Source organism: Pseudomonas sp. JL3 (assembly GCF_031570575.1).
Lineage (GTDB): Bacteria > Pseudomonadota > Gammaproteobacteria > Pseudomonadales > Pseudomonadaceae > Aquipseudomonas > Aquipseudomonas cucumis.
Genome location: NZ_JAKWJK010000007.1, coordinates 24,488 through 49,767 on the forward strand (window position 1 = coordinate 24,488; position 25,280 = coordinate 49,767).

At 58.6% G+C, this 25,280-nt stretch carries 23 protein-coding genes and 1 pseudogene; 12 read left to right on the forward strand and 12 right to left on the reverse strand.

Translation table 11 applies throughout. The annotated features are described in order from the left end of the window. Positions 1–24: 24 nt before the first annotated feature. Positions 25–2,940: an aldehyde dehydrogenase family protein gene (locus MMG91_RS14290; protein ID WP_310659963.1), complete on the reverse strand. Its 2,916-nt coding sequence runs from the start codon at positions 2,938–2,940 to the stop codon at positions 25–27. A gap of 818 nt (positions 2,941–3,758) precedes the next feature. Here MMG91_RS14290 and MMG91_RS14295 point away from each other — a divergent pair. Both MMG91_RS14295 and tnpB read left to right on the forward strand, forming a co-directional pair. Then, the gene (locus tag MMG91_RS14295; RefSeq protein ID WP_310659964.1) at positions 3,759–4,064 is read left to right on the forward strand and encodes a hypothetical protein; all 306 of its coding nucleotides are present in this window, start codon (positions 3,759–3,761) and stop codon (positions 4,062–4,064) included. A gap of 154 nt (positions 4,065–4,218) precedes the next feature. Next, complete coding sequence (tnpB, locus tag MMG91_RS14300) at positions 4,219–4,500, forward strand: IS66 family insertion sequence element accessory protein TnpB (RefSeq protein ID WP_310659965.1); 282 nt, start codon at positions 4,219–4,221, stop codon at positions 4,498–4,500. Here tnpB and MMG91_RS14305 read toward each other — a convergent pair. Next, positions 4,494–5,864 (reverse strand): annotated as a pseudogene (locus MMG91_RS14305) (filamentous hemagglutinin N-terminal domain-containing protein); the annotation flags it as partial. The gene tnpB and the pseudogene MMG91_RS14305 overlap by 7 nt on opposite strands. Before the next feature lie 382 nt (positions 5,865–6,246). On the opposite strand from MMG91_RS14305, the gene MMG91_RS14310 reads away from it, so the two are divergent. Then, positions 6,247–6,525, forward strand: a complete 279-nt coding sequence (locus MMG91_RS14310) for a hypothetical protein (protein ID WP_310659966.1) — start codon at positions 6,247–6,249, stop codon at positions 6,523–6,525. A gap of 132 nt (positions 6,526–6,657) precedes the next feature. On the opposite strand, the gene MMG91_RS14315 is transcribed toward MMG91_RS14310, so the two are convergent. Beyond that, positions 6,658–8,004: a DEAD/DEAH box helicase gene (locus tag MMG91_RS14315; RefSeq protein WP_310659967.1), complete on the reverse strand. Its 1,347-nt coding sequence runs from the start codon at positions 8,002–8,004 to the stop codon at positions 6,658–6,660. A gap of 193 nt (positions 8,005–8,197) precedes the next feature. Here MMG91_RS14315 and MMG91_RS14320 point away from each other — a divergent pair, with 193 nt between their 5' ends. Next, on the forward strand, positions 8,198–9,496 hold the full coding sequence (locus MMG91_RS14320; RefSeq protein ID WP_310659968.1) for a mechanosensitive ion channel family protein: 1,299 nt from the start codon (positions 8,198–8,200) through the stop codon (positions 9,494–9,496). A gap of 119 nt (positions 9,497–9,615) precedes the next feature. Here MMG91_RS14320 and MMG91_RS14325 read toward each other — a convergent pair whose 3' ends face one another. From MMG91_RS14325 to MMG91_RS14335, 3 genes are all read right to left on the reverse strand, one after another. Beyond that, entirely contained in the window at positions 9,616–10,479 is an 864-nt protein-coding gene (locus MMG91_RS14325) for a carboxylate/amino acid/amine transporter (RefSeq protein ID WP_310659969.1), read from the reverse strand. 281 nt (positions 10,480–10,760) lie between these two features. After that, positions 10,761–11,360 (reverse strand): FMN-dependent NADH-azoreductase, encoded by a 600-nt coding sequence (locus MMG91_RS14330; protein WP_310659970.1) that lies wholly within the window; start codon positions 11,358–11,360, stop codon positions 10,761–10,763. A 153-nt stretch (positions 11,361–11,513) separates the two neighbouring features. Next, entirely contained in the window at positions 11,514–11,843 is a 330-nt protein-coding gene (locus MMG91_RS14335) for a 3-phosphoglycerate kinase (RefSeq protein ID WP_310659971.1), read from the reverse strand. A 49-nt stretch (positions 11,844–11,892) separates the two neighbouring features. On the opposite strand from MMG91_RS14335, the gene MMG91_RS14340 reads away from it, so the two are divergent. The 4 genes from MMG91_RS14340 to MMG91_RS14355 all read left to right on the forward strand — a co-directional run bounded on the left by MMG91_RS14340 (position 11,893) and on the right by MMG91_RS14355 (position 16,121). Beyond that, the gene (locus MMG91_RS14340) at positions 11,893–12,816 is read left to right on the forward strand and encodes a LysR family transcriptional regulator (protein ID WP_018926731.1); all 924 of its coding nucleotides are present in this window, start codon (positions 11,893–11,895) and stop codon (positions 12,814–12,816) included. Positions 12,817–12,830: 14 nt separating this feature from the next. Continuing rightward, entirely contained in the window at positions 12,831–13,634 is an 804-nt protein-coding gene (locus MMG91_RS14345; protein ID WP_310659972.1) for an alpha/beta hydrolase, read from the forward strand. A gap of 3 nt (positions 13,635–13,637) precedes the next feature. Then, entirely contained in the window at positions 13,638–14,195 is a 558-nt protein-coding gene (locus MMG91_RS14350; RefSeq protein WP_007902463.1) for a peptidylprolyl isomerase A, read from the forward strand. 93 nt (positions 14,196–14,288) lie between these two features. Further along, positions 14,289–16,121: an ABC transporter ATP-binding protein gene (locus MMG91_RS14355; RefSeq protein ID WP_123719238.1), complete on the forward strand. Its 1,833-nt coding sequence runs from the start codon at positions 14,289–14,291 to the stop codon at positions 16,119–16,121. Positions 16,122–16,257: 136 nt separating this feature from the next. Here the strand turns inward: MMG91_RS14355 and MMG91_RS14360 are convergent, their stop codons facing one another. The 3 genes from MMG91_RS14360 to MMG91_RS14370 form a co-directional block, all read right to left on the reverse strand. Further along, positions 16,258–16,746 carry a GNAT family N-acetyltransferase gene (locus MMG91_RS14360; RefSeq protein WP_305446567.1) on the reverse strand — a complete coding sequence of 163 codons (489 nt, stop codon included), beginning with the start codon at positions 16,744–16,746 and terminating at the stop codon, positions 16,258–16,260. A gap of 97 nt (positions 16,747–16,843) precedes the next feature. Continuing rightward, the gene (locus tag MMG91_RS14365; RefSeq protein ID WP_305446568.1) at positions 16,844–17,329 is read right to left on the reverse strand and encodes a GyrI-like domain-containing protein; all 486 of its coding nucleotides are present in this window, start codon (positions 17,327–17,329) and stop codon (positions 16,844–16,846) included. A gap of 66 nt (positions 17,330–17,395) precedes the next feature. Beyond that, a complete protein-coding gene (locus MMG91_RS14370; protein ID WP_305446569.1) occupies positions 17,396–18,058 on the reverse strand; it encodes a LysE family translocator in 663 nt (220 codons plus the stop codon). 138 nt (positions 18,059–18,196) lie between these two features. Here MMG91_RS14370 and alaC point away from each other — a divergent pair, with 138 nt between their 5' ends. Next, the gene (gene alaC / locus MMG91_RS14375) at positions 18,197–19,414 is read left to right on the forward strand and encodes an alanine transaminase (protein ID WP_123357886.1); all 1,218 of its coding nucleotides are present in this window, start codon (positions 18,197–18,199) and stop codon (positions 19,412–19,414) included. Positions 19,415–19,476: 62 nt separating this feature from the next. On the opposite strand, the gene MMG91_RS14380 is transcribed toward alaC, so the two are convergent. Together MMG91_RS14380 and MMG91_RS14385 are read right to left on the reverse strand one after the other, a co-directional pair. Further along, positions 19,477–20,829 (reverse strand): GntP family permease, encoded by a 1,353-nt coding sequence (locus MMG91_RS14380; RefSeq protein ID WP_217854227.1) that lies wholly within the window; start codon positions 20,827–20,829, stop codon positions 19,477–19,479. 81 nt (positions 20,830–20,910) lie between these two features. Then, positions 20,911–21,444, reverse strand: coding sequence for a gluconokinase (locus MMG91_RS14385; protein WP_007902444.1), 534 nt, complete (start codon positions 21,442–21,444; stop codon positions 20,911–20,913). Between the two features lie 215 nt (positions 21,445–21,659). On the opposite strand from MMG91_RS14385, the gene MMG91_RS14390 reads away from it, so the two are divergent. Both MMG91_RS14390 and MMG91_RS14395 read left to right on the forward strand, forming a co-directional pair. Next, a complete protein-coding gene (locus MMG91_RS14390) occupies positions 21,660–22,691 on the forward strand; it encodes a LacI family DNA-binding transcriptional regulator (RefSeq protein WP_305446570.1) in 1,032 nt (343 codons plus the stop codon). Positions 22,692–22,758: 67 nt separating this feature from the next. Beyond that, complete coding sequence (locus MMG91_RS14395; protein WP_310659973.1) at positions 22,759–23,391, forward strand: glutathione S-transferase; 633 nt, start codon at positions 22,759–22,761, stop codon at positions 23,389–23,391. A gap of 75 nt (positions 23,392–23,466) precedes the next feature. Here the strand turns inward: MMG91_RS14395 and MMG91_RS14400 are convergent, their stop codons facing one another. Continuing rightward, positions 23,467–24,399, reverse strand: a complete 933-nt coding sequence (locus tag MMG91_RS14400) for a LysR family transcriptional regulator (protein ID WP_310659974.1) — start codon at positions 24,397–24,399, stop codon at positions 23,467–23,469. Between the two features lie 99 nt (positions 24,400–24,498). Between MMG91_RS14400 and gstA the strand changes: the two genes are divergently transcribed. Then, positions 24,499–25,101 carry a glutathione transferase GstA gene (gstA, locus tag MMG91_RS14405; protein WP_310659975.1) on the forward strand — a complete coding sequence of 201 codons (603 nt, stop codon included), beginning with the start codon at positions 24,499–24,501 and terminating at the stop codon, positions 25,099–25,101. Positions 25,102–25,280: the final 179 nt, after the last annotated feature.

Consider the following 25,280-nt stretch of genomic DNA (forward strand, 5'->3'; position numbering starts at 1 on the left):
CGTCGATAGCCGGCCCGCTCACGGTCAAACCGCAACGAGATGCTCGTGGATGTCCCGTTGTGGCAACGTCGGTTTGGCAATCCGCACGCCGTTCACGTACAGGCAGGACGCCGCGACCCCATGCCCGCCATAAGGGTTATAACCCTTCTCCACGATATGCAGATCGGTGTTATTGAGCACCGTCTCCACGTCATGTCTGCCGGACGCCACCAGGCCGTCGATGTAACCGCTGCTGCCAAACAACGACACGTACATGGAGTTAGGCGCATAGAGCGGGTGTTCGAAATAGCCCGCCAGCTCCGCGTCTTCGGCATAGGGTTGAACAAAGAACACCGGGGCAAAGAACTCCTTGTAGTTGCCGCCCAGCGACAATGGCCGCTCGAACACGGTCGGACGGATCAATCCGCTGATCGGATTGATCTCGCCTCCATAGGTGCAGTGTTCGCGATATTCCTTGAACATCTTCACCACTTTCAACGTATGGTCAGGGTCACTGTTAGGCCCGACGATGTTCTCTTTGCGCGCGTAATCGCCCACATAGCCCTCGCACTTGACCAGCTCATCGCGCAACCGACGGATGAACTCACCGTAGACCTGCCGGTGCACCAGGATGCTGTTGGGACCGGCGCAATCCTGCCCCTGGTTGTACAACACTACCCGCAGCGCACTTTCGATAGCGGTGTCGATCGATGCGTCAGCAGACACCACCAGCGGGTTATGACCTGCCCCGTTGAGAATGAACAAGGTGCGCTTGAGGTAGGACTTTCTGACCTTGGTCGCGTTTTCCGGTGTGCCGGTAAAAATCACCACATCGGACATCGCTGCGGTCTGGCTGACGAACGTCTCTTTGTCGGCAAAAGAGACATTCAGGTTCGGAAAGAAACGCTCCAGCTGCAACGTCTCCAGCAACTTCCGATAGTGCGAGTGCATCGCCGTCGGCGGCCGAAGCCAGGCCGAATCGGCCAGCAATGAAGGAATAATGCCAAAGCAAGTCGTGGCATAGATCGGCTGATTGAGCGGCAGGTAACTGGTGACGCAACGTACCCTGCGCTCAAAGAACGGACTGTTGAGCTCCAGGCACTCCAGAAACTCGACACACCGCTCAATCTCATCCACCGCCACGTTGTAGCACTCGAACCCTGAAAGGCTCTCGGCGATCGCCTCACTGTTGCTTCGAAGATGCTGCGCAAACGCCGCGGCACGGACTTTGACCTCCTCGAAATCGATGGCTTCCAGCATTCGCCCGGCGTCCCGCGGCGACTCGATCGTGACCATCGGGCGCGGGGCCTCGGACGACTCGGTAGTGGCTTGATTGACCTGCGTATCGCTCATGGTTTCACTTTCCCTGTAATGAACAGCCTGTTTGATCCGTGACTCGAGTTCCGTACAAAAAGCCTGCACACCCAGGCGATTGATGTACTCGTGCAGTCGCGGCCCGCTCTCGTCGCCGAACAGGCAGGCGTAAAGCATCCGGTAGGCAGCGCTGTGACTGGAAACGCCAACCTGATCGAAGATTTGCGTGATCTGTTCGCGAGCAACCGGCCTACGGTGAACCGTCAGTTGTTGGAACTGCTCTGAAATCCGATACAGCACCGACTCCGCGCGTTCGTTGAGTAACCGTGGCTGGAAACCCGGGGCAACCCTTTCCTGGTAATAGGCAAAGGCTTTCTGTACCACGTCGGTAAAAGCGTCATCCGCAAGGATGTCCTGCCGGGTTTTATCGTGTTTGAGCAGGTAGTGGTAAGCCGCATCAATGTCACCTGGATGGCAGGCGGTAAAGATGTTCAGCATTCGCTGGTAGGTGGTACAGCGCTTGCCATGGGCCGGAGGACGATGGAAATAACCGACGGGGTTGTCATCGTCTCCCTCGACCATGCGCGCATGGTCAGCCCGGTAATCGTCATAAGCCTTGATCGACACCTGAGGATGGAAACGAGTGGTGCGATAAGGGTTGTTGAACATGAAATGCTGCAACGCCCCCTCGGGCATGTACTTGCTGACTTGCTCCAGAGAAAAACCGTTGCCTTTGCTTTTGGATATTTTCTTGCCGGCGATGTCGGTAAACAGCCCGTACTTCATCAGGATCGGTGCTCGCACATCCAGCACCTGGCAGATATCGCGCACCGTATTCGCCGAGTCAGTCAGGTCTTCGCCATGCATTTCAAAAGCAATATTGCGGTGAATCAGGCGCATTGCCCAATCGGCCTTCCATTGCAACTTGCAGTGACCGTTCAACACCGACGTGGTGATGTCTTCGCCAATCGGCTCATCGGCGTAGTACTCCTGGGAGGTGATGCTGTACTCCTCGCCTGGTCGATTGATCAGTAAGTCTGGCGGAATCTGATAGACAATCTCCCCGCGCTGCAGATCAACGTGCCGGACCACCAGATGCTCGATGACCCGCCCGGAAAAACGCGAAACAGGCATGAACATGCTGTAGCTCTTTCTGCGCGTAATCCCCAGGCGGGAGGCCACCACCTGATTGATCGCCTCCATTCGAGAGAGAAACTGCTTGATGGTCGAGTTGTAGTAACCGGATCGATAGAGCGCACTGTTTTCAATCAGCTGATAGTCCAGCGCATAGGGCATCAGTGCCTGATCAAGTCGAGCGTTAATGCCAGCCGACAGACTTCCCGCCTGTTCGAAGGGGTCGGGGATATCGCACAACGGCAGCCCCAGACAATCTTGCAGGAGCTGCGGCTGAGGGAATGTTCCAGGCACTTTTCTCAGCGCATCCAGATCGTCGGAAACAATAAACAGCCGGGTTTCTTTGCTGGATATTTTTTCGAATGCTGTTTTGACGATGCTGACGCGCAACACCTCACACAACGTCCCGATATGGGGAAGCCCAGAGGGTCCGAAACCCGCGCCAAACGCGACGACCTCATTGTTATCGGCAGTTCTTTCCTGAATTTGCCGAGCAAGACTCTTCCACCACATGCAGTGAACTCCCTGTTTGATGCATCAATAGACCCGCCCCACCCAAGAGGACGTCCCGTTAAAAAGGCTCAGGCAATCACTGACAGACAGGGCAAAGCACCCGATCCGTTATCAGGAAGGCAATAATTAATAACGACTTAGCGTTTTTGGGGGGGAGGAGAGAACGTAAAGGCAAACAAAATGCTGCGACGACGACTGTTCGCAACATGGCAATCGAAAAGGGCGACGTCCGGGCGGACACGCACAATGAATCGATGTGGACTCAATACGGAAGGAGACATGGAAGTATCAACAACCAGATATTCGCAAACGCTTTTACCAACGCACTCGCCGTGTTCGACTACAGGCAGGCAACAAAACGGTCCGAACAACCTGTCGCCCACCAACCCTTGTAAAGATGAAGCGTCCTGATCTGGTACTGATGCGTGTCGTTATTGACTCAACCTTGAGAATCAACTGAGACGACAAGCGGAAATAGCCTACGTCAGCCGCTTATCAGAAATCAATCCCCAGGCGTCAACCTTACGAAGCCAATCCCCTGTGGGAGTAAGCCAGCTCGCGATGGCTGACTAACATTCAACATTGATGCCGACTGATAAACCGCTTTCGCGAGCAGGCTCGCACAAGGTTCTGTCGTTTTCTGTAGGTTGCATCCGGTTGCCTGACTGCACTTGGGCAAACGCCCTACAACAACCTCGGAACCAGGTGCCTTGCACCGCTGGAACGATGAAGCTTATAGTCCGCCCGTCGCCCAAACAGCGACCGGGGTTGGTGACCTGACCACAGAGAGTCCTCATCAATGACAAGAGGCTCCACCCATGGATAGATACATGCCCCTCACCGGAATCGACCTGATCCCGGCCTCCCTGCTCATCGACACCCAAGCCCCACTCGACGTCCTGCACGCCATGGCCGACTACCGCATTCGCACGGTCACTCAGGTGCTGGAGAACATCGCCTTTCGCGCCGAGATCGGTTGCGACACGGTTGTACTTTCCGACTTTTCAAAACTGCTGGCCATACCGTTGCGTGATGGTTGTGATTTGATGGATGTGATTGGTAGGCGGCTGCGGGCGCAGGCTGCGGCAGGCTGCGGAGTAAACAGGGTAACGGGCGATCTATGAGTCGCCCATTTTCATAGGGTGGATACAAACATCCCTTCTTTACTACTTAGCCTTTACCTCTAGAACTTCGTAAGCGCTCCATGAACCCCACATTCAAAGCCGCCACCTGATCCCCGATGCTGTGCTCTCGATTCCTTTCCGGAGCCAGCACCTCATGATGCGTCCCGACGCAAAAGTCGAAAAAGTCTATCTCTACCCCAAGCCCGTCGACTTCCGAAAATCCATCGATGGCCTCGCTGCTCTGGTCGAACTGGACATTAAGGTCGCGGTGTTTGACCCGGTACTTTTCGTGTTCCTCAACAAGCCTCGAAACCGAGTGAAAATTTTGTATTGGGAGCGCAACGGTTTTTGCCTTTGGCTAAAGCGGCTGGAGTCCGAGCGCTTCAAAACATCGCCGGATTGTTCGGATGACCAACAACTTCACCGCCTGACCTGATTGGCCGTGAGATTGAGGTTGCCCTTGCTCAGCACTCGGCCGTTGTTTTGATTGTCCAGCGTTCCAGCCGTGATGTTCGCGGTTTGCGCGGCGCTCAGCGTGCCGTTTTGGTTGCTCAGGGTCTGGCTCGTATTGACCGTCAGATTACGGCTGGCCACCACCGTCTTGCCGGTGTTGTTGAAGTTCTGCGCACTCAGGCTCACATCGCCGTTGGTGTTGCGGCTGGTGTCGGCGTTGACCCCAGCTTCGATGATGCCGTTGTTGGTCAGCACGCCGCCGGCGCTCAGGGTGATGCTGTCCCGGGCGGCGAGGGTTTGCTGGTTGGTCAGGTTGCCTTGGGTTTGCACGTTCAGCGCCGTGCCTGCATAGACCGGGCCGCGCGCATCGAGGCTGGCGGCTTTGACGTTGACTGCGCCGTTCGTGGCGGAGGCGTCGACCAGGCTCAAGTGGCCGTTGGCATCGAGCTGAATATCGCCACCGCTGGCGATCAGTTTGCCGTCGAGTTTCACCCCGACTCCGGCTTCGGTGCCCACCAGTTTGATCGCCCCGGCGTACATGCCGCCGAGGGCCGAGGAGTCGATGGCCAACCCTGGTTTGCCGCTGCCGTCATCGGCGCGGGCGTTGGCGTTGAGGCTGTCGGCGTTGACGTCGTTGCGACCGGCGACGATGGTCAGGTTCCTGGCCTGAATCTCGGCGTTGATCTTGGCGCTGCGGGTAATGATTTCGAAGCGGTCGACGTTGCTGGCGTTCAGCCCGGCGCCGTCGATGGCAACGCTGCCCTGATCGACCTGAAAGCGATCCAGCCGACCGTTGTCCAGCACCGGTTTGCCGGTGGTCAACGTCACGCGCGGGGTGTTGATGAAGCCGCAGCCGTTGCAGCTGATGCCGTAGGGGTTGGCGACGATCACCCGGGCCGACTGCCCCGCCACTTCGGTATACCCGCGCAACTGGCTGGGGCTGCCACCGACCACTTCGTTGAGGATGGTTTGCGCCGCGATCCGATTGGCCAGATTCGGGTTACCGACAATGATCCCGCCCAATTGCGTCGCGCCGGTCTGGTTGGCGACGTTGTTGAGGATCACACCCTGGGCGCCGACGTTGTAATCGTGAAACTGGTTATGTGATAGACCGCTGCCGTTGGGCGTGGCGATGTTGACGATCGGCACCCCATTGCCCGCCTGCCCAAGGCTGGTACCCGGCGAGGCCACCACAATCCCGTCCGCCTGCGCCCACATCGGCTGCCAGAACATGACGTTCGCCAACAGGAACGCCAACCCGCGCTTGGGCATGCCCCAGAAGTGCTCACGGTTTTTGACCGCAGAAGAGGGCTGGCCAGCGAGGAAGGCGTAGTGGCGAACGTCCATGTCAAAAGGTCTCGTTTCGATCGGCAAGATTGGAATGGCAATTCACAGACACAGCCGTCCCGACACGGCAAACCCAGGGGGCGTTTGCAGAGCGAATACGTCATTAGGGAAGAAGTGCGCGCTTGGGTCAGAAGGTCCAAAGCGTGGCGTAAACGACCATTGCATCAGCGTGCAGATAGTCTGTTCGGTCCCTCGAAACGGCGAAGTGATATCAATGTGATGGCGCGATGTTGAATTGCCATCATTCTGGCGTCAATAAGCCGTTCAGGATGTTTTTGTGTGGACGCTCTAGCGCGCGGGTTTGGGTCCATGGCTTGAACTTTCCCGGTGGAAAAACCCTCCACTCAGTAACGCCGTGACATTGATAAAATGAGGCTCACTCATGAAAACCACCCTGCTGAAACTCACCCTCGCCGCCACTCTCGCCTGCGCCCTCCCCGCTTGGGCCTGCCCTCCCGACGAAGCCACCGCCAAGCGCGAACAACTGGCCAAGGAAGTCGCCAAGATCACTGAGCAGAACCCGGCCAAGGCCAAGGAGATCAATGATGAGTTGCAGAAGATGGACCTGGAGACGGCCAGCGCGGATTTGCCGGACAAGTGCCAGTTGATTGATCAGCGTCTCAAGGAGTTGCAGTCGGCGGAGAAGAAAGCCGAGAGTTAAAGGGCAAGATCAAAAGATCGCAGCATTCGGCAGCTACACCGGTCTGAGCGTGCAGCTGTAAGAGTTGCTGCGATTTTTAGACGTAAAAAAACCCGGACACTGTCCGGGTTTTTATTGGATCGCTACCGCGCCTTATTCAGCAGCCGGCGCTTCCGGCTTGCGGCGCTTGAGCGGGGCCATGCCGTCCTTGCTGACCAGCGACAGGGCGTCGGTCTTCGGGCGGTTGGCGATCTTGCGCTTGGTCGGGGCCTTGGCGCCGGTTTTCTTCTTGTCGCCCTTGGCGTCGACTTTTTTCTTCTTCACGCCAACGGCTTTACCCGAGGCCTTGACCTTTTTCGGTCCACCATAGGTGCCTTTGACTTCCTTGATGGTGCGGCGCTCGAAGCTCTGCTTGAGGTAGCGCTCGACGCTCGACATCAGGTTCCAGTCGCCATGGCAGATCAGCGAGATGGCCAGGCCATCGTTGCCGGCGCGGCCGGTGCGACCGATGCGGTGAACGTATTCGTCGCCGCTGCGCGGCATGTCAAAGTTGATCACCAGGTCCAGGCCTTCCACGTCCAGGCCACGGGCAGCGACGTCGGTGGCCACGAGGATCTTCACGCCGCCCTGCTTCAGACGGTCGATGGCCAGTTTGCGGTCTTTCTGGTCTTTGTCACCGTGCAGCACGAACGCTTTGTATTCCTGAGCCACCAGACGACCGTAGATACGGTCGGCCATGGCCCGGGTGTTGGTGAACACGATGGCCTTCTGATAGGTCTCGTTGGCCAGCAGCCAGTTCACGATCTGTTCTTTGTGCTGATTGTGGTCGGCGGTGATGATCTGCTGACGAGTGGTGGCGTTCAGATCGCTGACGTTGTTCAGCTGCAAGTGTTCCGGGTTGTTCAGAACCTTGGCGACCATCTCGCGCAAGCCCGAACCACCCGTGGTGGCCGAGAACAGCATGGTCTGCTGACGGTTGCTGCACTCTTCCACCAGACGCTGCACGTCTTCGGCAAAGCCCATGTCGAGCATGCGGTCGGCTTCGTCGAGCACCAGCACTTCGACTTCTTTGAGGTCGAGGTTGCCGGCGTTCAGTTGCTCGATCATCCGGCCCGGCGTACCGATCAGGATGTCCGGCACCTTGCGCAGCATGGCGGCCTGGACCTTGAAGTCTTCACCGCCGGTGATCAGGCCAGACTTGATGAAGGTGAACTGAGCGAAGCGCTCGACTTCCTTGATGGTCTGCTGGGCCAGCTCGCGGGTCGGCAGCAGGATCAGGGTCTTGATGCTGACGCGGACTTTGGCCGGGCCGATCAAGCGGTTGAGGATCGGCAAAACGAATGCAGCGGTTTTGCCGCTACCGGTTTGCGCTGTCACCCGCAGGTCACGCCCCTGGAGCGCCAGCGGGATAGCCGCTGCTTGCACAGGCGTTGGCTCGACAAATTTAAGCTCGGCCACGGCTTTGAGCAGGCGTTCGTGCAGGGCGAATTGGGAAAACACGGGTGCTACCTCGAAGAAATACAAAAAAACAGCTGCATAGGGTAACGGTTTCGAGCGCGAAGGCCGAGTTTCTTTATACAAACGGCTGCAAACAGTGGTTTTTTTGTTGCCTGTTTTGTCTCAAAACGTCATCCGGAACGTCTTAAATGCTCTAATCGCCCCGTCGCGTCCTACAGAAGAACCGTTTTCACCCATGGATATCAAACAGCTCTGGCTCAACGCCCAAGACCTCTGGGGTGCTCTCGATCAGCATCCGCTCCTGCATTCCACGCTCGCGCTGATGTTGCTGCTGGTGGTGGCGCTGGTGCTCGGACGAGTGGCGCGCTACCTCATTCTGCATGCGACCAAAATCCTCGGTCGCCAGCCGTCGTTGCACTGGATCACCGATTTTCGCCACAACAAAGTGTTTCATCGCCTGGCCCAGATGACGCCCTCGCTGGTGATCCAGTTCGGCCTGCACCTGGTGCCGGAGTTGGGCAAGACCAGCCTGAACTTCCTCGGCAACGTGGCGCTGGCGTTCACCATTCTGTTCCTGGTGTTGGCCGTCAGCGCATTGCTCAATGCCCTGTTGGACATCTATGCCCGCACCGAGCACGCCCGCACCCGCTCGATCAAAGGTTATGTGCAGCTGGCGAAAATGGTGTTGTTCGTGTTTGGCGCGATCATTATCGTCGCCACATTGATCGATCGTTCGCCGCTGTTGCTGCTGTCGGGTCTGGGTGCCATGTCGGCGGTGATTCTGTTGGTCTACAAGGACACCCTGCTGTCGTTCGTTGCCAGCGTGCAACTGACCAGCAACGACATGCTGCGGGTCGGTGACTGGATCGAAATGCCGCAAGTCGGTGCCGACGGTGACGTGGTGGACATCACCTTGCACACAGTCAAGGTGCAGAATTTCGACAAGACGATTGTGTCGATCCCGACCTGGCGCCTGATGTCCGAGTCGTTCAAGAACTGGCGCGGCATGCAGCAGTCCGGCGGCCGTCGGATCAAGCGCAGCCTGTTCATCGACGCCAGCGGCGTGCGGTTTATTCGCGATGACGAAGAACTGAAGCTGGCCCAGGTGCATCTGCTGACCGACTACATGAGCCGCAAGAAAGCCGAGCTCAAGGCCTGGAACGAAGCTCAGGGCAACGTCGCGGCGATGTCGGCCAACCGCCGGCGGATGACCAACATCGGCACCTTTCGCGCCTATGCGCTGGCGTATCTGAAGAGTCACCCGGAGATTCAGCCGAACATGACCTGCATGGTTCGCCAGATGCAGACCACCGCCCAGGGCATTCCGCTGGAAATCTACTGCTTCACCCGCACCACCGTGTGGGCCGATTACGAGCGGATTCAGGGGGATATTTTCGATTACCTGCTGGCGGTGCTGCCGGAGTTTGGCTTGAGCCTTTATCAGCAGCCGAGCGGTGGGGATTTGCGGTCCGGGTTGCTCCCGGCGGTGTTGGGCGCGAGCCACATTCCCGAGCCCGAAAAACACGTGATGTAACACCTCGGCACCGATCGTTCCCACGCTCCGCGTGGGAATGCATCCGGTGACGCTCTGCGTCACATGCGTAGGGACGCAGAGTGTCCCGGGCGGCATTCCCACGCAGAGCGTGGGAACGATCATGCGATGGCAGGCCTACGCACACCCAACCGACTGATCCACACCGCCATCAGAATCACCGAGCCACCCAACAACAACCGCCCCAGCTCTTCATGCTGATTCCAGATCAGCAAATTGATCAGCAACCCCACTGGCACATGCAGATTGTTCATCACCGCCAGCGTCCCGCCGTTCACTAGGCACGCGCCCTTGTTCCACCAGTACAAACCCAGCGCGGTCGAGACCAGGCCGAGGAACAGCAGCACGCCCCATTGCAGCGGTGCTTCGGGCAGGAAGTTCTGTTTGCCGAACAGCAGAAACGCCGGCAACGCCACCGCCAACGCGCCCAGGTAGAAGTAGCCGAAGCGTCGGTAATGCGGCAGATCGCTCGGATGACGGGCCACCAGATGTTTGTACAGCACCTGCCCGGCAGCGTAGGTGAAGTTGGCCAGTTGCAGCAGCAGGAACCCCATGAAGAAATCCGGGTTGATCCGGTCAAAGCGAATCACCGCCGCCCCGAGTACCGCCACCAATGCCGCGATCAAGGCCCAGGGATTGAAGCGCCGGTTCAGCGCGTCTTCGATCAGTGTCACGTGCAGCGGCGTGAGGATGGTGAACAGCAACACCTCCGGCACCGTCAGCACCCGGAAGCTCAGGTACAGGCAGACGTAAGTCACGCCGAACTGCAAGGCGCCGATCAGCAACATACCGCGCATGAACGCCGGCTCGACCTGACGCCAGCGCGTCAGCGGAATGAACACCAGCCCTGCCAGCAGCACCCGCACCAGCACCGCGAAGTAACTGTCGACATGCCCGGCCAGGTATTCGCCGATCAAGCTGAAGGAAAACGCCTGGATCAGCGTGACAAAAAGTAGATAGCCCATGGTCGCCTCATTTCGAATGGCGGCGACGATAGCGGGTTTTGCCCTTCATCGCGACAGTCAGCCAATACACAAATCCCTGTGGGAGCGGGCAAGCCCGCTCCCACAGGTTTATGTTGCGCTCACAAAATCGCAGGCAAAAAAAAGCCCGATCTCGCTAATGCGTTCAATCGGGCTAGAGCACTCAGGAGCAATAAGTGCAAAGGGAGGTTCGATGCGCGTACAGGCTTGAAGGGTTGCGCCAGGTCACTAGACCATCCTGCGATTATCTGGCGATTAACGGGTCAGGCGACCTGGGAAAGCTTGGCATTGGCCTGGTTCAAGCCTTTCTCCTGGAAGTCACCGCCCAGGTTCATGCCTTCGGCGTGAATGAACGTTACGTCGTGGATGCCGATGAAGCCCATGACCTGGCGCAGGTACGGTTCCTGGTGATCCGCGGTGCTGCCGGCGTAGATCCCACCGCGAGCGGTCAGCACATAAGCGCGTTTGCCGCTGAGCAAACCTTGAGGGCCGGTTTCGGTGTACTTGAACGTCACGCCGGCACGCAGCACGTGGTCGAGCCAGGCTTTGAGGGTGCTTGGAATGGCGAAGTTGTACATCGGCGCAGCCATTACCAGTACGTCGGCGGCCAGCAGTTCATCGGTTAGCAGGTTGGAGCGCTCAAGCGAGGCCTGCTCGATGTCGTTGCGTTGCTCGGCAGGTTTCATCCAGCCGCCCAGCAGGTTGATATCCAGGTGCGGCACCGGGTTGACGGCCAGGTCACGGACGGTGATCTGGTCGGCCAGGTGTGTGGCTTTCCATTGGCTGATGAAGGTCTGGGTCAGTTGACGGGAAACCGAGTCTTGCTGACGGGCGCTGCTTTCGATGATCAGAACGCGGGACATGGGATGTAGCCTCCATCTGAGAATGCTGTAGGTCGATGGAGTGAAGATTAAACAGAGTTATATCGATGAAAAAGCGCAAATAACTGCTATAAAGCATCGATAAATTCGTTTATAAGCGGAGCATGCCCAAGTCGGCATGCTCTCCGCTCGATGTCATTTCGGAGTGCAGGTCAGGTTGATACGCATCTTGATGATGGTCCGGGTGAACTTGGCGGTGGCGTTTTTGTGTTTACCCGCGGGCACTTCGATTGTGCGGTTACGCGGCGCTTCCGGACCATTGTTGAAAACCACCTTGCAGATCGCATCGGCGCTGCCGTAGTTGTTCACCTGAATGGAGGCGATATCGGCATCTGTATCAAAGGCGTTGTAGTCGATGCTCAAGCCGTTCAATTGCTTTTGAACGTCGATCGGATAGGCAAACGCAGTCAGCGGCAGCATCGCAAACACAGCACAACCCGCCAGCACACAACAAAGTTTTTTCATTCAGCAGCCTCCAATAAGGACTGCCAGCTTAGGACAAGAGGAGCTCAACATGAAAGCGCCCCGCGTGACCCTTGATCAATGGCGAACATTGCAGGCCGTGGTCGATCACGGAGGTTTCGCCCAGGCCGCCGAAGTGCTGCACCGCTCGCAATCATCGGTCAGCTACACCGTCGCGCGCATGCAGGACCAGCTCGGCGTGCCGCTGTTGCGCATTGATGGCCGCAAAGCGGTGCTCACCGAGGCCGGCGGCGTGCTGCTGCGCCGTTCCCGGCAACTGGTGAAACAGGCCAGCCAACTGGAAGACCTGGCCCACCACATGGAACAAGGCTGGGAAGCGGAAGTGCGGCTGGTGGTCGACGCCGCTTACCCGAGCGCCCGCCTCGTCCGCGCCTTGACCGCGTTCATGCCGCAAAGCCGTGGCTGCCGGGTGCGTCTGCGCGAGGAAGTGTTATCGGGGGTAGAAGAAGTGCTGCTCGAAGGCGTGGCCGATCTGGCCATTACCAGTTTCAGTATTCCCGGGTACCTGGGCGCGGAGTTGAGCGATGTCGAATTCATCGCGGTCGCCCACCCTGAACATGCCCTGCATCGTCTGAACCGCGAGCTGAGCTTCCAGGATCTGGAAAGCCAGATGCAAGTGGTGATCCGCGACTCCGGTCGTCAGCAGCCACGAGACGTCGGCTGGCTCGGCGCCGAACAGCGCTGGACCGTCGGCAGCCTGGCCACCGCCGCGACCTTCGTCAGCAGCGGTCTGGGCTTCGCTTGGCTGCCCCGGCACATGATCGAGCGTGAACTCAAGGAAGGTACGCTCAAAGTGCTACCGTTGGATCAGGGCGGAAGCCGTAACCCGAGCTTCTATCTGTATTCGAACAAGGACAAACCCTTGGGCCCGGCCACGCAGATTCTCATCGAACTGCTGCGCACCTTCGATACCGCGCCGCTGGACGCGCCCTTCGCCGCCCCTGAACAAGCCTGACACGGAGTGTACCCATGGCCTATTTCGAACATGAAGGTTGCAACCTGCACTATGAGGAATATGGCCACGGCACGCCGTTGCTACTGATTCACGGGTTGGGTTCAAGCACCCTGGATTGGGAAATGCAGATCCCGGCACTCTCGGCTCACCATCGGGTGATTGTCCCGGATGTGCGCGGCCACGGGCGCTCCGACAAACCCCGCGAGCGCTACAGCATCGCCGGGTTCAGCGCCGACCTGATTGCGTTGATGGAACACTTGAATCTGGGCCCTGTACATCTTGTAGGGCTTTCGATGGGTGGCATGATCGCGTTTCAACTGGCGGTGGACCAGCCGCAACTGCTCAAGAGCCTGTGCATCGTCAATAGCGCGCCCGAGGTCAAACGGCGCAGCCGTAACGATTACTGGCAGTGGTTCAAGCGTTGGAGCCTGATGCGCGCGCTGAGCATGGGCACCATCGGCAAGGCCCTGGGTGCGAAGCTGTTTCCCAAGCCCGAGCAAGCTTCGTTACGACAAAAAATAGCCGCGCGCTGGGCAAAAAACGACAAACATGCTTATCTCGCCAGCTTCGATGCCATCGTTGACTGGGGGGTTCAGGAACGACTTTCCAGGGTTTCGTGTCCAACGCTCGTCGTCAGCGCCGACCGTGACTACACCCCGGTCGCGCTGAAAGAAACCTATGTAAAACTGCTGCCCGATGCGCGGCTGGTGGTGATCGCCGATTCGCGCCACGCCACCCCGCTGGATCAACCCGAACGTTTCAACCAAACGCTGCTCGAGTTTCTCACCGCAGTCGACACCACCACTCAGGATCACTGACTTATGCTGAAAAAAATCGCCCTCGTCGCCGGCTCCGTTCTGTTCGCCGCCAACCTGATGGCCGCTACGCCCGCCAAGGCGCCGCACGTGCTGCTGGAAACCACCAACGGCCAGATCGAAATCGAACTGGACCCGGTCAAGGCGCCGATCAGTACCAAGAACTTCCTTGAGTACGTCGACAGCGGCTTCTACAACAACACGATTTTTCACCGTGTGATTCCTGGCTTTATGGTCCAGGGCGGCGGTTTCACTCAACAAATGCAGCAAAAAGAAACCAAGGCGCCGATCAAGAACGAATCCAAAAACGGCCTGCATAACGTGCGTGGCACGCTGTCCATGGCCCGTACTTCGGTCCCGGATTCGGCCACCAGCCAGTTCTTCATCAACGTCAAAGACAACGACTTCCTGGACCAGGGCGACGGCTATGCCGTGTTCGGTAAAGTCGTTAAAGGCATGGACGTCGTCGATGTCATCGTCAACTCCCAGACCACCACCAAAAGCGGCATGAAAGACGTGCCAGCCGATCCCGTGTTCATCAAGTCGGCCAAGCGCATCGACTGAGACTAAGCTGGACAGGGAGTTTTGAGCGGTCGCCGGTTCTTCCGGCGCCGCTCATATCGTTTAAAGGAGAGCCCGTGCGCGGGCGGAGAATTGATGCTTTATCGCCGTTTTGAAAAACTGATCGATATTTTCCGCGATGCACCGACGGCGGCTCCGCCGGATCGGGTTCTCCCCTTCTATACCTATTACCTGAAGCAGGTCTGGCCGAGTTTCGCCGCCCTGCTGATCGTCGGCCTGTTCGGCGCGCTGATCGAAGTGGCGCTGTTCAGCTACCTGAGCCGCATCATCGACCTCGCCCAAGGCACGCCCAACGTCAATTTTTTCAAGGAACACGGCATCGAACTGGCCTGGATGGCGGTGGTTGCGCTGGTCCTGCGCCCCATATTTGTTGGCCTGCATGACTTGCTGGTGCACCAGACCTTGAGCCCCAGCCTGACCAGCCTGATCCGCTGGCAAAACCACAGTTACGTGCTCAAACAGAGCCTCAATTTCTTCCAGAACGACTTCGCCGGGCGCATCGCCCAGCGCATCATGCAGACCGGCAACTCGTTGCGCGATTCGGCTGTGCAAGCGGTGGACGCGCTATGGCACGTGCTGATCTATGCGATCAGTTCATTGGTGCTGTTCGCCGAAGCCGACTGGCGCCTGATGATCCCGTTGCTGACCTGGATCGCCGCCTTCATCGGCGCCCTCTACTACTTCGTGCCACGGGTCAAGGAACGCTCGGTGGTGTCGTCCGATGCGCGCTCCAAACTCATGGGGCGGATCGTCGACGGCTACACCAACATCACCACCCTGAAGCTGTTCGCCCACACCAACTTCGAGCAGCAATACGCCCGCGAAGCGATCAAGGAACAAACCGAAAAAGCCCAACTGGCCGGTCGTGTGGTCACCAGCATGGACGTGGCCATCACTAGCATGAACGGCCTGCTGATCGTCAGCACCACCGGCCTCGCGCTGTGGCTATGGACGCAATCGCTGATCACGGTGGGTGCAATTGCCTTGGCCACGGGCCTGGTGATCCGCATCGTCAATATGTCTGGCTGGATCATGTGGGTGGTCACTGGCATTTTCGAAAACATCGGCATGGTCCAGGACGGTTTGCAGACCATTTCCCAGCCGGTCAGCATCACCGACCGCGAACAGGCCAAACCTTTGAATGTGGCGCGTGGCGAGGTGCGTTTCGATCACGTGGATTTCCACTATGGCAAGAAAAGCGGGATCATCGGCGACCTCAACCTGACCATCAAACCCGGCGAGAAAATCGGCCTGATCGGTCCGTCCGGTGCCGGCAAATCGACGTTGGTCAATCTGCTGTTGCGCCTCTATGACGTGCAGGGCGGGCGGATTCTCATTGACGGCCAGAACATCGCCGAAGTCGGCCAGGAAAGCCTGCGCGAACGCATCGGCATGATCACCCAGGACACCTCGCTGCTGCACCGTTCGATCCGCGACAACTTGCTGTACGGCAAACCCGATGCCACCGATGCCGAACTCTGGGAAGCGGTACACAAGGCCCGCGCCGACGAATTCATCCCGCTACTGTCGGACTCCGAAGGCCGCACCGGTTTCGATGCTCACGTCGGTGAACGCGGAGTGAAGCTCTCCGGTGGCCAGCGTCAGCGGATTGCCATCGCCCGGGTGCTGCTCAAGGACGCGCCGATCCTGATCATGGACGAAGCCACCTCGGCACTGGACTCGGAAGTCGAAGCGGCGATTCAGGAAAGCCTCGAAACCCTGATGCAGGGCAAGACCGTGATCGCCATCGCCCACCGCCTCTCGACCATCGCGCGGATGGACCGTTTGGTGGTGCTGGAAAACGGCAAGATCGCCGAAACCGGCAGCCACGCCGAACTGTTGGCCCATGGTGGCTTGTATGCGCGGTTGTGGCAGCACCAGACCGGGGGGTTTGTCGGAATCGATTGAGTTTTGCGAGCAACACCAATCCTGTGGGAGCAAGCTTGCTCGCGATGACGGTGTGTCAGTCAACATCCAAGTCGACTGAGAGTCCGCTATCGCGAGCAAGCTCGCTCCCAGGGTTTGCGGCGTCCTGACAGATTGGTCAGAACTCCAACACCATCTCATGCCACGCCATCCCGCCATGGTCGGACGCCGAGGGCTTGATGTAGGCAAAACCAAACCCGGCATAGAGCGCAATGTGCCGCTCTTTGCACATCAGATGGATACTCGCCTTGTTCAATGCGCGCATGCGCTGGATGAACTCAGCCATCAAGCGTTTCGCCAGGCCCTGCCCTTGATAGTCCGGATGCACCACCACCGACATGATCACTACGTGCGGGCCGGCCGGGTCATGGCCGATCAGTTCCTTGAACGCCTCGTCCGACATCTCCACCTCAAACGCCGCGCCGGAATTGATGAAACCGGCGACAACGCCATCCACTTCAGCGACGATGAAGCCCTCAGGCCAGGTGGCGATGCGGGTGGCGATTTTCTCGCGGGTGGCGGCTTCATCACCTTCGTAGGCAAGGGTTTCGATGGCGTAGCAGCGGTCCAGGTCAGCGGGAGTGACGTGGCGGATGACGGTGTTCATGGCAGCTCGGAATCGGCGTGGGAAAGGTTGGGATCATAAATCAGCATCAACCCGACATCGAGAGGCGAATCACCGACCCGCCTCTCGATCCAGACCATTACGCCTTGAGCGGCAGCCAGATTTCCAGCACGCCGGTATTGAGCTTCGGGTTGAAATCGTCGCTGTAGCGTTCGAACTCCGGAGCGTCCGCCGCTTCGTGGCCGGACTTCGGCAGCCAGGTTTTCCAGATGTATTGAAAGGTCTGGGGCAAGGCATCCAGCGAGCCCTTGTGTTCGAAGACTGCATACTTCTGAGGCTGAACTTCGATCCAGCGGTACTTCTCGGGCAGGTCGTCGAGCTTACTGATTTCGACACCGGCGATGTATTCGAAACCACCCTCGCCATCTGGATTGCAGCAGATGCCGTAGGTTACTTCGCTATTCTGACCGGGGATTTTGCCAATCTCGGGAATGAATTTCTCCCATAGGTCGGGGATCGCCTTGGTCGTATCCGCAGTAAATCGTCCACCAAGCCCCGCTATGAGCATGAAGTGCCCGTTTTCGAAGCGTGGCTCTGCCATTTCGACGCCTGTTTGCTCATCCATGACTCAACTCCTGGTACAAAAGGTGGGTTCGGCTGGGAGTATAGAAGCCAAACCCGATTCGCCCAATTACAGTGCGTGCAACTGTTCGAGGGCGCCTGGACCGATAAACTCGTTATAACCCGATAGAATCACGTAGACCGCGAAATAGCAGAAGATCGCTGCCGATGCCATGTAGGAATAACGCAGCAATTTGTCACCGAGCAATTTTCCGCCGTGGCTCGCCGCGAAGCACAGGCCGACACACCAGAGCACTCCGGCGCACAGGAAGCCACCGAGAAACAGCGCCGAGCTGAGCGCGTCACCGCCACCGGAACGGGCGATCAGGGTGCCGCCCACCGCGGCGAACCAGAGAATGGCACTGGGCGATGACATGGCGAGAAAAATCCCGCGGAAAAACTCGCGCCGGTGCGAGTTGTGCCCCACTTCCGGGGTTTGCGCCAACAGCGCTTCATGGTGAATCGCCGAATAAATCATCTTCGCCGCGAAATACACCAGCAACGCCGACCCGCCAATCCACAATACCCAGCGCACGGTCTCGTACTGCAGCAATACGGTCATGCCGGCCAATGCCAGCACTGCGTAAATCAGGTCGCCGACACACGTCCCCAGCCCCAAGGCAAAGCCTTGAAAATAGCCGCGCTGCATCGCCAGCGTGATCATTGCGATATTGGCCACGCCGATGTCCAGGCACAGCGAAAGGCTCAACAAGAAGCCACTGGTAAATTCCATCGACCATATCCTTGGGGAAAATTTATTGATGCGCAGGCTAGACAGTTTGCCACGACTGCCCTTACATTCCGCCACAGGCCACCGCAGTGGCCAGCGTCGCTCGGACGGTTCCGGGCGCTTACGTTATCCGAGGCAACAATGGCCGAACAAGGTTCGCCGCGCCGCTTTGCGCGCATAGATCGACTCCCCCCTTACGTTTTCAACATCACTGCCGAGCTGAAGATGGCCGCCCGTCGTCGTGGCGAAGACATCATCGACTTGAGCATGGGCAACCCCGACGGCGCCACGCCGCCGCACATTGTCGAAAAACTCGTCACCGTCGCCCAGCGCGAAGATACCCATGGCTACTCCACGTCCAAAGGGATTCCGCGTCTGCGCCGGGCGATTTCCAATTGGTACAAGGATCGCTACGAAGTCGACATCGATCCGGAAACCGAAGCCATCGTCACCATCGGCTCCAAGGAAGGTCTGGCGCATTTGATGCTGGCCACCCTCGACCAGGGCGACACCGTGCTGGTGCCTAACCCGAGCTACCCCATTCACATCTATGGTGCCGTGATTGCCGGCGCCCAGGTGCGGTCGGTGCCGTTGATCCCTGGCGTGGACTTCTTCGCCGAGCTGGAACGGGCGATTCGCGGCTCGATCCCGAAACCGAAGATGATGATCCTCGGCTTCCCGTCCAACCCCACCGCCCAGTGCGTGGAGCTGGATTTCTTCGAACGGGTGATCGCCCTCGCCAAGCAGTACGACGTTTTGGTGGTGCACGACCTGGCCTACGCCGACATCGTCTACGACGGCTGGAAAGCCCCGTCGATCATGCAGGTGCCCGGCGCCAAGGACATCGCAGTGGAGTTTTTCACCCTGTCCAAGAGCTACAACATGGCCGGCTGGCGCATCGGTTTCATGGTCGGCAACCCGGAGCTGGTCAACGCCCTGGCGCGGATCAAGAGCTATCACGACTACGGCACGTTCACCCCGCTGCAAGTCGCGGCCATCGCAGCGCTGGAAGGCGATCAGCAATGCGTCAAAGACATTGCCGATCAATATCGGCAGCGGCGTAATGTGCTGGTCAAAGGCCTGCATGAACTAGGCTGGATGGTCGAGAATCCGAAAGCCTCGATGTATGTCTGGGCCAAGATTCCCGAGGCTTATGCACACATGGGCTCGCTGGAATTCGCCAAGAAACTGCTGGCCGAGGCCAAGGTCTGTGTCTCGCCGGGTGTAGGATTTGGCGAGTATGGGGATGATCATGTGCGCTTCGCGCTGATCGAAAACCAGGACCGGATTCGTCAGGCCGTGCGCGGGATTCGCGGGATGTTCCGGGCGGATGGGCTAGTGACCAAAACCAACGCCTGACACATTGATCGTTCCCACAAAAAAACCGCATCGCTGCGGTTTTTTTGTGTTTGCCAATCGTGTCAGACGAACAACGACAACAGCAGGATGAAGCCCAGGCCCACCACGGACAGGATGGTTTCCATCGCGGTCCAGGTCTTGAAGGTTTCCGCCACGGTCATGTTGAAGTACTGCTTCACCAGCCAGAAACCGGCGTCGTTGACGTGGGACAGAATCAACGAACCGGCACCGGTGGCCAGCACCAGCAGCTCACGGTTCACGCCCGGAATCATCCCCACCACCGGCACCACGATGCCCGCGCCAGTAATGGTTGCCACGGTTGCCGAACCGGTCGCGATACGGATCACCGCCGCCACCAGCCACGCCAGAAGGATTGGCGAGATCTGCGCTTCCACCGCCATGTTGCCGATGACATTACCCACACCGCTGGTCACCAGCATCTGTTTGAAGCCGCCACCGGCACCGATGATCAGGATGATCGCGGCGGTTGGTGCAAGGCTCGCGTCCAGCCATTTGAGCATCTGTTGCGAACCGATGCCCTGCTTGTAGCCGAAGGTGTACAGCGACAGCAGCAACGCCAGCAGGAGCGCCGAGATCGGGTGACCGATCAGGTCCATGAAAGTGCGGAAGAAGTTGCCGTCCGGCAGCGCCACATCGGCAAAGGTCTTGAGCAGCATCAGGAACACGGGCGACAGCACGGTGACCAAGGTAATGCCGAAGCTAGGCAGATCGCCCGCATCCTCATCGCGCACCAGTTGGTCCACCAGTTCCTGATTCGGATGACCGGGAATGTGCTTGGCAATGAACGTGCCGTAGATCGGACCGGCGATAATAGCGGTCGGCAACGCAACGATCAGACCGTAAAGAATGGTTTTACCGATGTCGGCACCGAACACGCCGATGGCCAACAATGGACCCGGATGCGGCGGAACCAGACCATGCACGGCAGACAAACCAGCCAGCAGCGGGATACCGATCTTGATGATCGACACGCCAGTGCGACGGGCCACGATGAACACCAGCGGAATCAGCAGCACGAAGCCGATTTCGAAGAACAGCGGAATGCCGACCAGGAACGCGGCGAACATCATCGCCCACTGCACCTTGTCCTTGCCAAAGGCGCGAATCAACGTCTGCGCAATCTGATCCGCACCGCCTGATTCGGCCATCATTTTTCCGAGCATGGTGCCCAGCGCCAGGATGATGCCGACGAAACCAAGCACGCCACCGAAGCCGTCCTGGAACGCCTTGATGATGGTGCCGATCGGCATGCCGGACGTCAGCCCGAGGAAGGCGGCGGCGATGATCAGTGCGAGGAATGGGTGCAACTTGAACTTGGTGATCAGGACGATAAGTCCGATCACCGTGACCACTGCATCTAGCAGCAGAAACGTTTCGTGGGACATGCCAAACATTAGGGGTGTCTCCTGGTTGTTGTTGTTATTAAAGCGGTTAATCAGAAGCCGTCAGGACAGCGCTATCTCTTGGAGTAAAACTCAACTGGCGAGTTTCAAGCCATGATCGAGCCACCAGGCATGAGCCTGCTTCGCCAATTCATCGACGCTGTGGCTGGACGCATCCAGAGCCAGGGTCAGGGGCTCACCAACGGGCGATTCAAGTGTGGCGAACTGGCTGTCGATCAAGGTCGACGGCATGAAGTGGCCCGGCCGATGAGACACACGATCGGCGGCGACTTCCGGGGTCAGCTCAAGGAAAACGAAGCCCAGGCCCGGCAAGGCACTGCGCAAGCGTTCGCGGTAACTGTGTTTGAGGGCCGAGCAAGTCAGCACCGGGCGTTCGCCCTTGGCATCGACGCGGCGCAGTTCATCGCACAGGCTGTCGAGCCAGCCGGCACGGTCTTCATCGTTCAGGGGGATACCCGCGCTCATCTTTTCGATATTGGCGGCAGGGTGAAAAGTGTCGCCTTCAATGGCGGTCGCGCCGCTAAGCTGGCACAGGGACTGGCTGACGCACGTCTTGCCGCAACCGGCAACGCCCATGATGACCAGGGCGGTGATGGGATGATTCATGTAACACCTCAGCGCGCAGACAGCGCTACCTTTGCTACGTAAGACTCAAGTGCAAAAGCAGAAGTTGCCGACGCCTTCTTGTCATTTTTGTGGGTTGCAGCATGTTCGTTCTCGATGCCAAAAAGCGAGGATCAGGCAAACCTCGTTCACGCATTTGCAGCTGCATCGAGACAGCGCTACCTTAGTGCCTTGAATTTTGTTTGGCAAGCCGTCCGATGAATACCCCTAAAAACGATAAAAATACTCGCACCACTGGCCGTCCTACCCTCAACGAAGTCGCGCGCCTGGCCGGTGTCAGCCCGATTACCGCGTCCCGCGCCCTGCGCGGCGTCAGCACGGTGGCCACCGAACTGGTGGAAAAAGTCCAGAAGGCCGCCCTCGACCTGAACTACGTGGTCAACCCCGCCGCCCGCGCATTAGCCTCGGCCCAGAGCCATTCCGTGGTGGTTTTGGTGCCCTCGCTGTCCAACCTGCTGTTCATCGACACGCTGGAAGCCATTCATCAGGTTTTGCGACCAAAGGGCTTCGAAGTGCTGATCGGCAACTTCCATTACTCGCGTGATGAAGAAGAAAACCTGCTGCGCAATTACATGGCTTATCAGCCTCGCGGCTTATTGCTTACCGGTTTCGACCGCACCGAAAGTTCGCGACGAATGATCGAGGCCAGCAACATTCCCTGCGTCTACATGATGGAGCTGGACAGCGGGGCCGGGCTCAATTGCGTCGGCTTTTCGCAACTGGCTGCCGGCGAAACGGCGGCCGAGCATTTGCTGTCACGCGGGCGCAAGCGTCTGGCCTACATCGGCGCTCAACTGGACCAGCGCACGCTGCTGCGCGGCGAAGGTTTCCGCCGCGCGCTGCAAAAGGCCGGTTTGTATGATCCGGCCCTGGAAATACTGACCCCGCGCCCCTCCTCCGTCGGTTTGGGCGGTGAGTTGTTTCTGCAACTGCTGGCCAGTCACCCGCAGGTCGATGCGATCTTCTTCGGTAACGACGACTTGGCCCAGGGCGCATTGCTCGAAGCCTTGCGCTGCGGCATCAAGATCCCCGAACAAGTGGCGATCCTCGGATTCAACGACTTGCCCATGTCCGAACACATGGTCCCACGCCTGAGCAGCATCAACACTCCGCGCGAAGCCATTGGCCGTCGCTCCGCGGAACTGATGCTGACTTTGCTGGCCGGCAATTCAGTGACCAAACCGGTGCAGGATATGGGGTTTGAATTGAAGGTGCGCGAGAGCACCTGAAGCGCGACCATTCCCACGCTCCGCGTGCTAGATTCCCGATACCTGGAACAGCAAACGGAGAAGCTCAATGGGACATGCGCTGAAGATTTTGGGTAGAGCGTCGTCAATCAACGTCAGAAAAGTCCTGTGGACCTGCGACGAACTGAGCGTTTCCTACGAACGCGAAGACTGGGGCAGCGGTTTCGCATCGACCCAGAGCCCGGAATTTCTCCAGCTCAACCCCAACGCACAAGTGCCGGTGCTCATCGACGAAGCCGGCGTGCTGTGGGAGTCCAATACCATTTGCCGGTACCTGGCTGGTAAACACCAAAACACTGACCTGTTGCCCATCGAACCCGCGGCGCGCGCTCGCGTGGAGCAGTGGATGGACTGGCAAGCCACCGAACTCAACCCGTCGTGGGGCTACGCCTTTTTTGCACTGGTTCGGCAATCGCCAGATTTCCAGGACTCACAGCGGATTGCTGATGGCGTTCGCGGCTGGAACGCGAAGATGGGCATCCTCGAACAGCAACTCACGGCAACCGGTGCGTATGTTGCCGGGCCACGGTTCACGCTGGCCGATATTCTCATTGGGTTGTCGGTCAACCGCTGGCGGATGACACCGATGGAGCGCCCGGACTACCCCGCCGTCGACGCCTATTGCCAACGACTGGCGCTGCGGCCGGGGTTCATGGAACACGCCTGCAACGGCGTGCCTTGATTTCCCCCGAATGACTTACTGGCCCAGTTCAGGCGCGAAACCTGTGGGAGCGGGCTTGCCCGCGATAGCGAAATGTCAGTCGACGAATGTGTTGAATGTGACGCTGCCATCGCGGGCAAGCCCGCTCCCACATGGATTGCGGTCTGCGAGCATTCCCAACAGTGCCCGCACCGCTGCCGTTGGTTCTTTGTCGGACGCGACCATCAACGCAAACTCGCGATCGATACGCGGCGTCACGGGCACGACACGCAGGCCTTGGCGATTACTCGGCAGGGTCATTTCCGGCACCAGGGTCACACCGATATTTTCCCGCACCAGGGTGAACGCACTGCTCCACTCTCGCACCTCGGCCCGCACATCCAACAGTTGCAGCCCGGCGTCGGCGGCCAGGCTGCGGGCATTGGTCGAACAACCGCCCGTGGCCAGTACAAAGGGTTGCTCCGCCAGTTCCGCCAATGAAACGCCCTCCTCATTCGAGCGGCGCGCCAAGGGGTGGCCACCGGGCAGCACCGCCACCCAGGCATCACGCCCCAAATGACCGGCATTGCGCGCGGGTGCCGGGTTCAACGCCACGCCGACATCCACCAGCCCGGTACTGAGCAATGTTTCCACTTCATCGTCGCTGACCTCCAGCGCCACCACTTGAATGCCGGGGTACAACCGATTGAACTGGCGCAGCAGCGGCGGCAGAAAGGTCGCCAGCACCAATGGGAAACTGGCCAGGCGAATCGTCCCGCGCTGGATATCTTTAGTGGCATCGACGGTGCTGCGAATGTTCTCCAGAGCACCGAGCATGGCTCGCGCCTGTTCGATCACAGGCAAGCCGATGGCAGTCGGCAAGGTCTGACGGTTTTCCCGGCTGAACAGCTGAACGCCCAGGGTTTCTTCGATCAGTGCCAACGCCTGACTGGCACCGGACTGAGTCATTCCGACCCGCTCGGCGGCCCGGGTGATGTTGCCGGTATCGGCCACCGCCACCACCATTCGCCAATGCATCAGGTTCATCATGGCAGTAGCTTTCCTAATGGCAGTTTTCTGAAAGATTAATTTTACCGAGCATGCCGCGCACTATGACACTGGCGCAAATCCGCAACCAGAGCCCTGTCCATGAAGTTGTATTACGCCCCGCAAGCCTGCTCATTGGCGCCGCACATTGTGCTGCGTGAACTGGATTTGCCTTTCGAGTTAGTCCGCGTCGACAACAGCACCAAGCAAACCGTCAGCGGCGAGAACTTCCTGACTATTAACCCAAAAGGCTACGTTGCGGCATTGCAGCTGGCTAACGGTGATGTGCTGACCGAAGGCCCGGCGATCCTCCAATACTTGGCAGACCTGCGGCCTGAGGCGAACCTGGCACCGGCGAACGGGGCGTTCGAGCGGGTGCGCTTGCAGGAATGGCTGAATTTCGTTTCGACCGAGATTCATGGCGGGCTGGGTTGGCTGTTCAATTCGCAATTTCCGGGTGATGTGAAAGCGCTCATCAAAGAGAAGCTGTTCAAGCGATTTGTCGTGTTGAGTCAGACGCTGGAGGGGCAGGATTATTTACTCGCTGGCGGATTCAGTATCGCCGATGCGTATCTGTTTACGGTGTTGCGGTGGGCTCGGCAGTTTGCGATTAATCTGGATGATTGGCCGGCGTTGGCGCGGTTTCAAGCGAGGGTTGATCAGCGGCCAAGCGTGAAAGCGGCGTTGGCGGCGGAGTTGGTGTAAGGCGCTGAATCGCTTCGCGGGCAAGCCTTTGCTCAGAACGGGAACCTGTCCGCCTCTGTGCCACCGCGCTGGGATTTCTTGCAGATTGTTTGGTTATTTCGATAGACGTAATAAAACGGAGCCCGAGGACTCGAGCTCCGTTGACGCGGAATCAGTGGCCGAACACGCCCACCTTCTTG

What these genes read in the sequence shown, in the direction of transcription:
- MMG91_RS14290 (WP_310659963.1), bottom strand. Translation starts at nt 2,940, where the DNA reads ATGTGGTGGAAGAGTCTTGCTCGGCAAATTCAGGAAAGAACTGCCGAT.
- MMG91_RS14295 (WP_310659964.1), top strand. Translation starts at nt 3,759, where the DNA reads ATGGATAGATACATGCCCCTCACCGGAATCGACCTGATCCCGGCCTCC.
- tnpB (WP_310659965.1), top strand. Translation starts at nt 4,219, where the DNA reads ATGATGCGTCCCGACGCAAAAGTCGAAAAAGTCTATCTCTACCCCAAG.
- MMG91_RS14310 (WP_310659966.1), top strand. Translation starts at nt 6,247, where the DNA reads ATGAAAACCACCCTGCTGAAACTCACCCTCGCCGCCACTCTCGCCTGC.
- MMG91_RS14320 (WP_310659968.1), top strand. Translation starts at nt 8,198, where the DNA reads ATGGATATCAAACAGCTCTGGCTCAACGCCCAAGACCTCTGGGGTGCT.
- MMG91_RS14325 (WP_310659969.1), bottom strand. Translation starts at nt 10,479, where the DNA reads ATGGGCTATCTACTTTTTGTCACGCTGATCCAGGCGTTTTCCTTCAGC.
- MMG91_RS14330 (WP_310659970.1), bottom strand. Translation starts at nt 11,360, where the DNA reads ATGTCCCGCGTTCTGATCATCGAAAGCAGCGCCCGTCAGCAAGACTCG.
- MMG91_RS14335 (WP_310659971.1), bottom strand. Translation starts at nt 11,843, where the DNA reads ATGAAAAAACTTTGTTGTGTGCTGGCGGGTTGTGCTGTGTTTGCGATG.
- MMG91_RS14340 (WP_018926731.1), top strand. Translation starts at nt 11,893, where the DNA reads ATGAAAGCGCCCCGCGTGACCCTTGATCAATGGCGAACATTGCAGGCC.
- MMG91_RS14345 (WP_310659972.1), top strand. Translation starts at nt 12,831, where the DNA reads ATGGCCTATTTCGAACATGAAGGTTGCAACCTGCACTATGAGGAATAT.
- MMG91_RS14350 (WP_007902463.1), top strand. Translation starts at nt 13,638, where the DNA reads ATGCTGAAAAAAATCGCCCTCGTCGCCGGCTCCGTTCTGTTCGCCGCC.
- MMG91_RS14355 (WP_123719238.1), top strand. Translation starts at nt 14,289, where the DNA reads ATGCTTTATCGCCGTTTTGAAAAACTGATCGATATTTTCCGCGATGCA.
- MMG91_RS14360 (WP_305446567.1), bottom strand. Translation starts at nt 16,746, where the DNA reads ATGAACACCGTCATCCGCCACGTCACTCCCGCTGACCTGGACCGCTGC.
- MMG91_RS14365 (WP_305446568.1), bottom strand. Translation starts at nt 17,329, where the DNA reads ATGGATGAGCAAACAGGCGTCGAAATGGCAGAGCCACGCTTCGAAAAC.
- MMG91_RS14370 (WP_305446569.1), bottom strand. Translation starts at nt 18,058, where the DNA reads ATGGAATTTACCAGTGGCTTCTTGTTGAGCCTTTCGCTGTGCCTGGAC.
- alaC (WP_123357886.1), top strand. Translation starts at nt 18,197, where the DNA reads ATGGCCGAACAAGGTTCGCCGCGCCGCTTTGCGCGCATAGATCGACTC.
- MMG91_RS14380 (WP_217854227.1), bottom strand. Translation starts at nt 20,829, where the DNA reads ATGTTTGGCATGTCCCACGAAACGTTTCTGCTGCTAGATGCAGTGGTC.
- MMG91_RS14385 (WP_007902444.1), bottom strand. Translation starts at nt 21,444, where the DNA reads ATGAATCATCCCATCACCGCCCTGGTCATCATGGGCGTTGCCGGTTGC.
- MMG91_RS14390 (WP_305446570.1), top strand. Translation starts at nt 21,660, where the DNA reads ATGAATACCCCTAAAAACGATAAAAATACTCGCACCACTGGCCGTCCT.
- MMG91_RS14395 (WP_310659973.1), top strand. Translation starts at nt 22,759, where the DNA reads ATGGGACATGCGCTGAAGATTTTGGGTAGAGCGTCGTCAATCAACGTC.
- MMG91_RS14400 (WP_310659974.1), bottom strand. Translation starts at nt 24,399, where the DNA reads ATGATGAACCTGATGCATTGGCGAATGGTGGTGGCGGTGGCCGATACC.
- gstA (WP_310659975.1), top strand. Translation starts at nt 24,499, where the DNA reads ATGAAGTTGTATTACGCCCCGCAAGCCTGCTCATTGGCGCCGCACATT.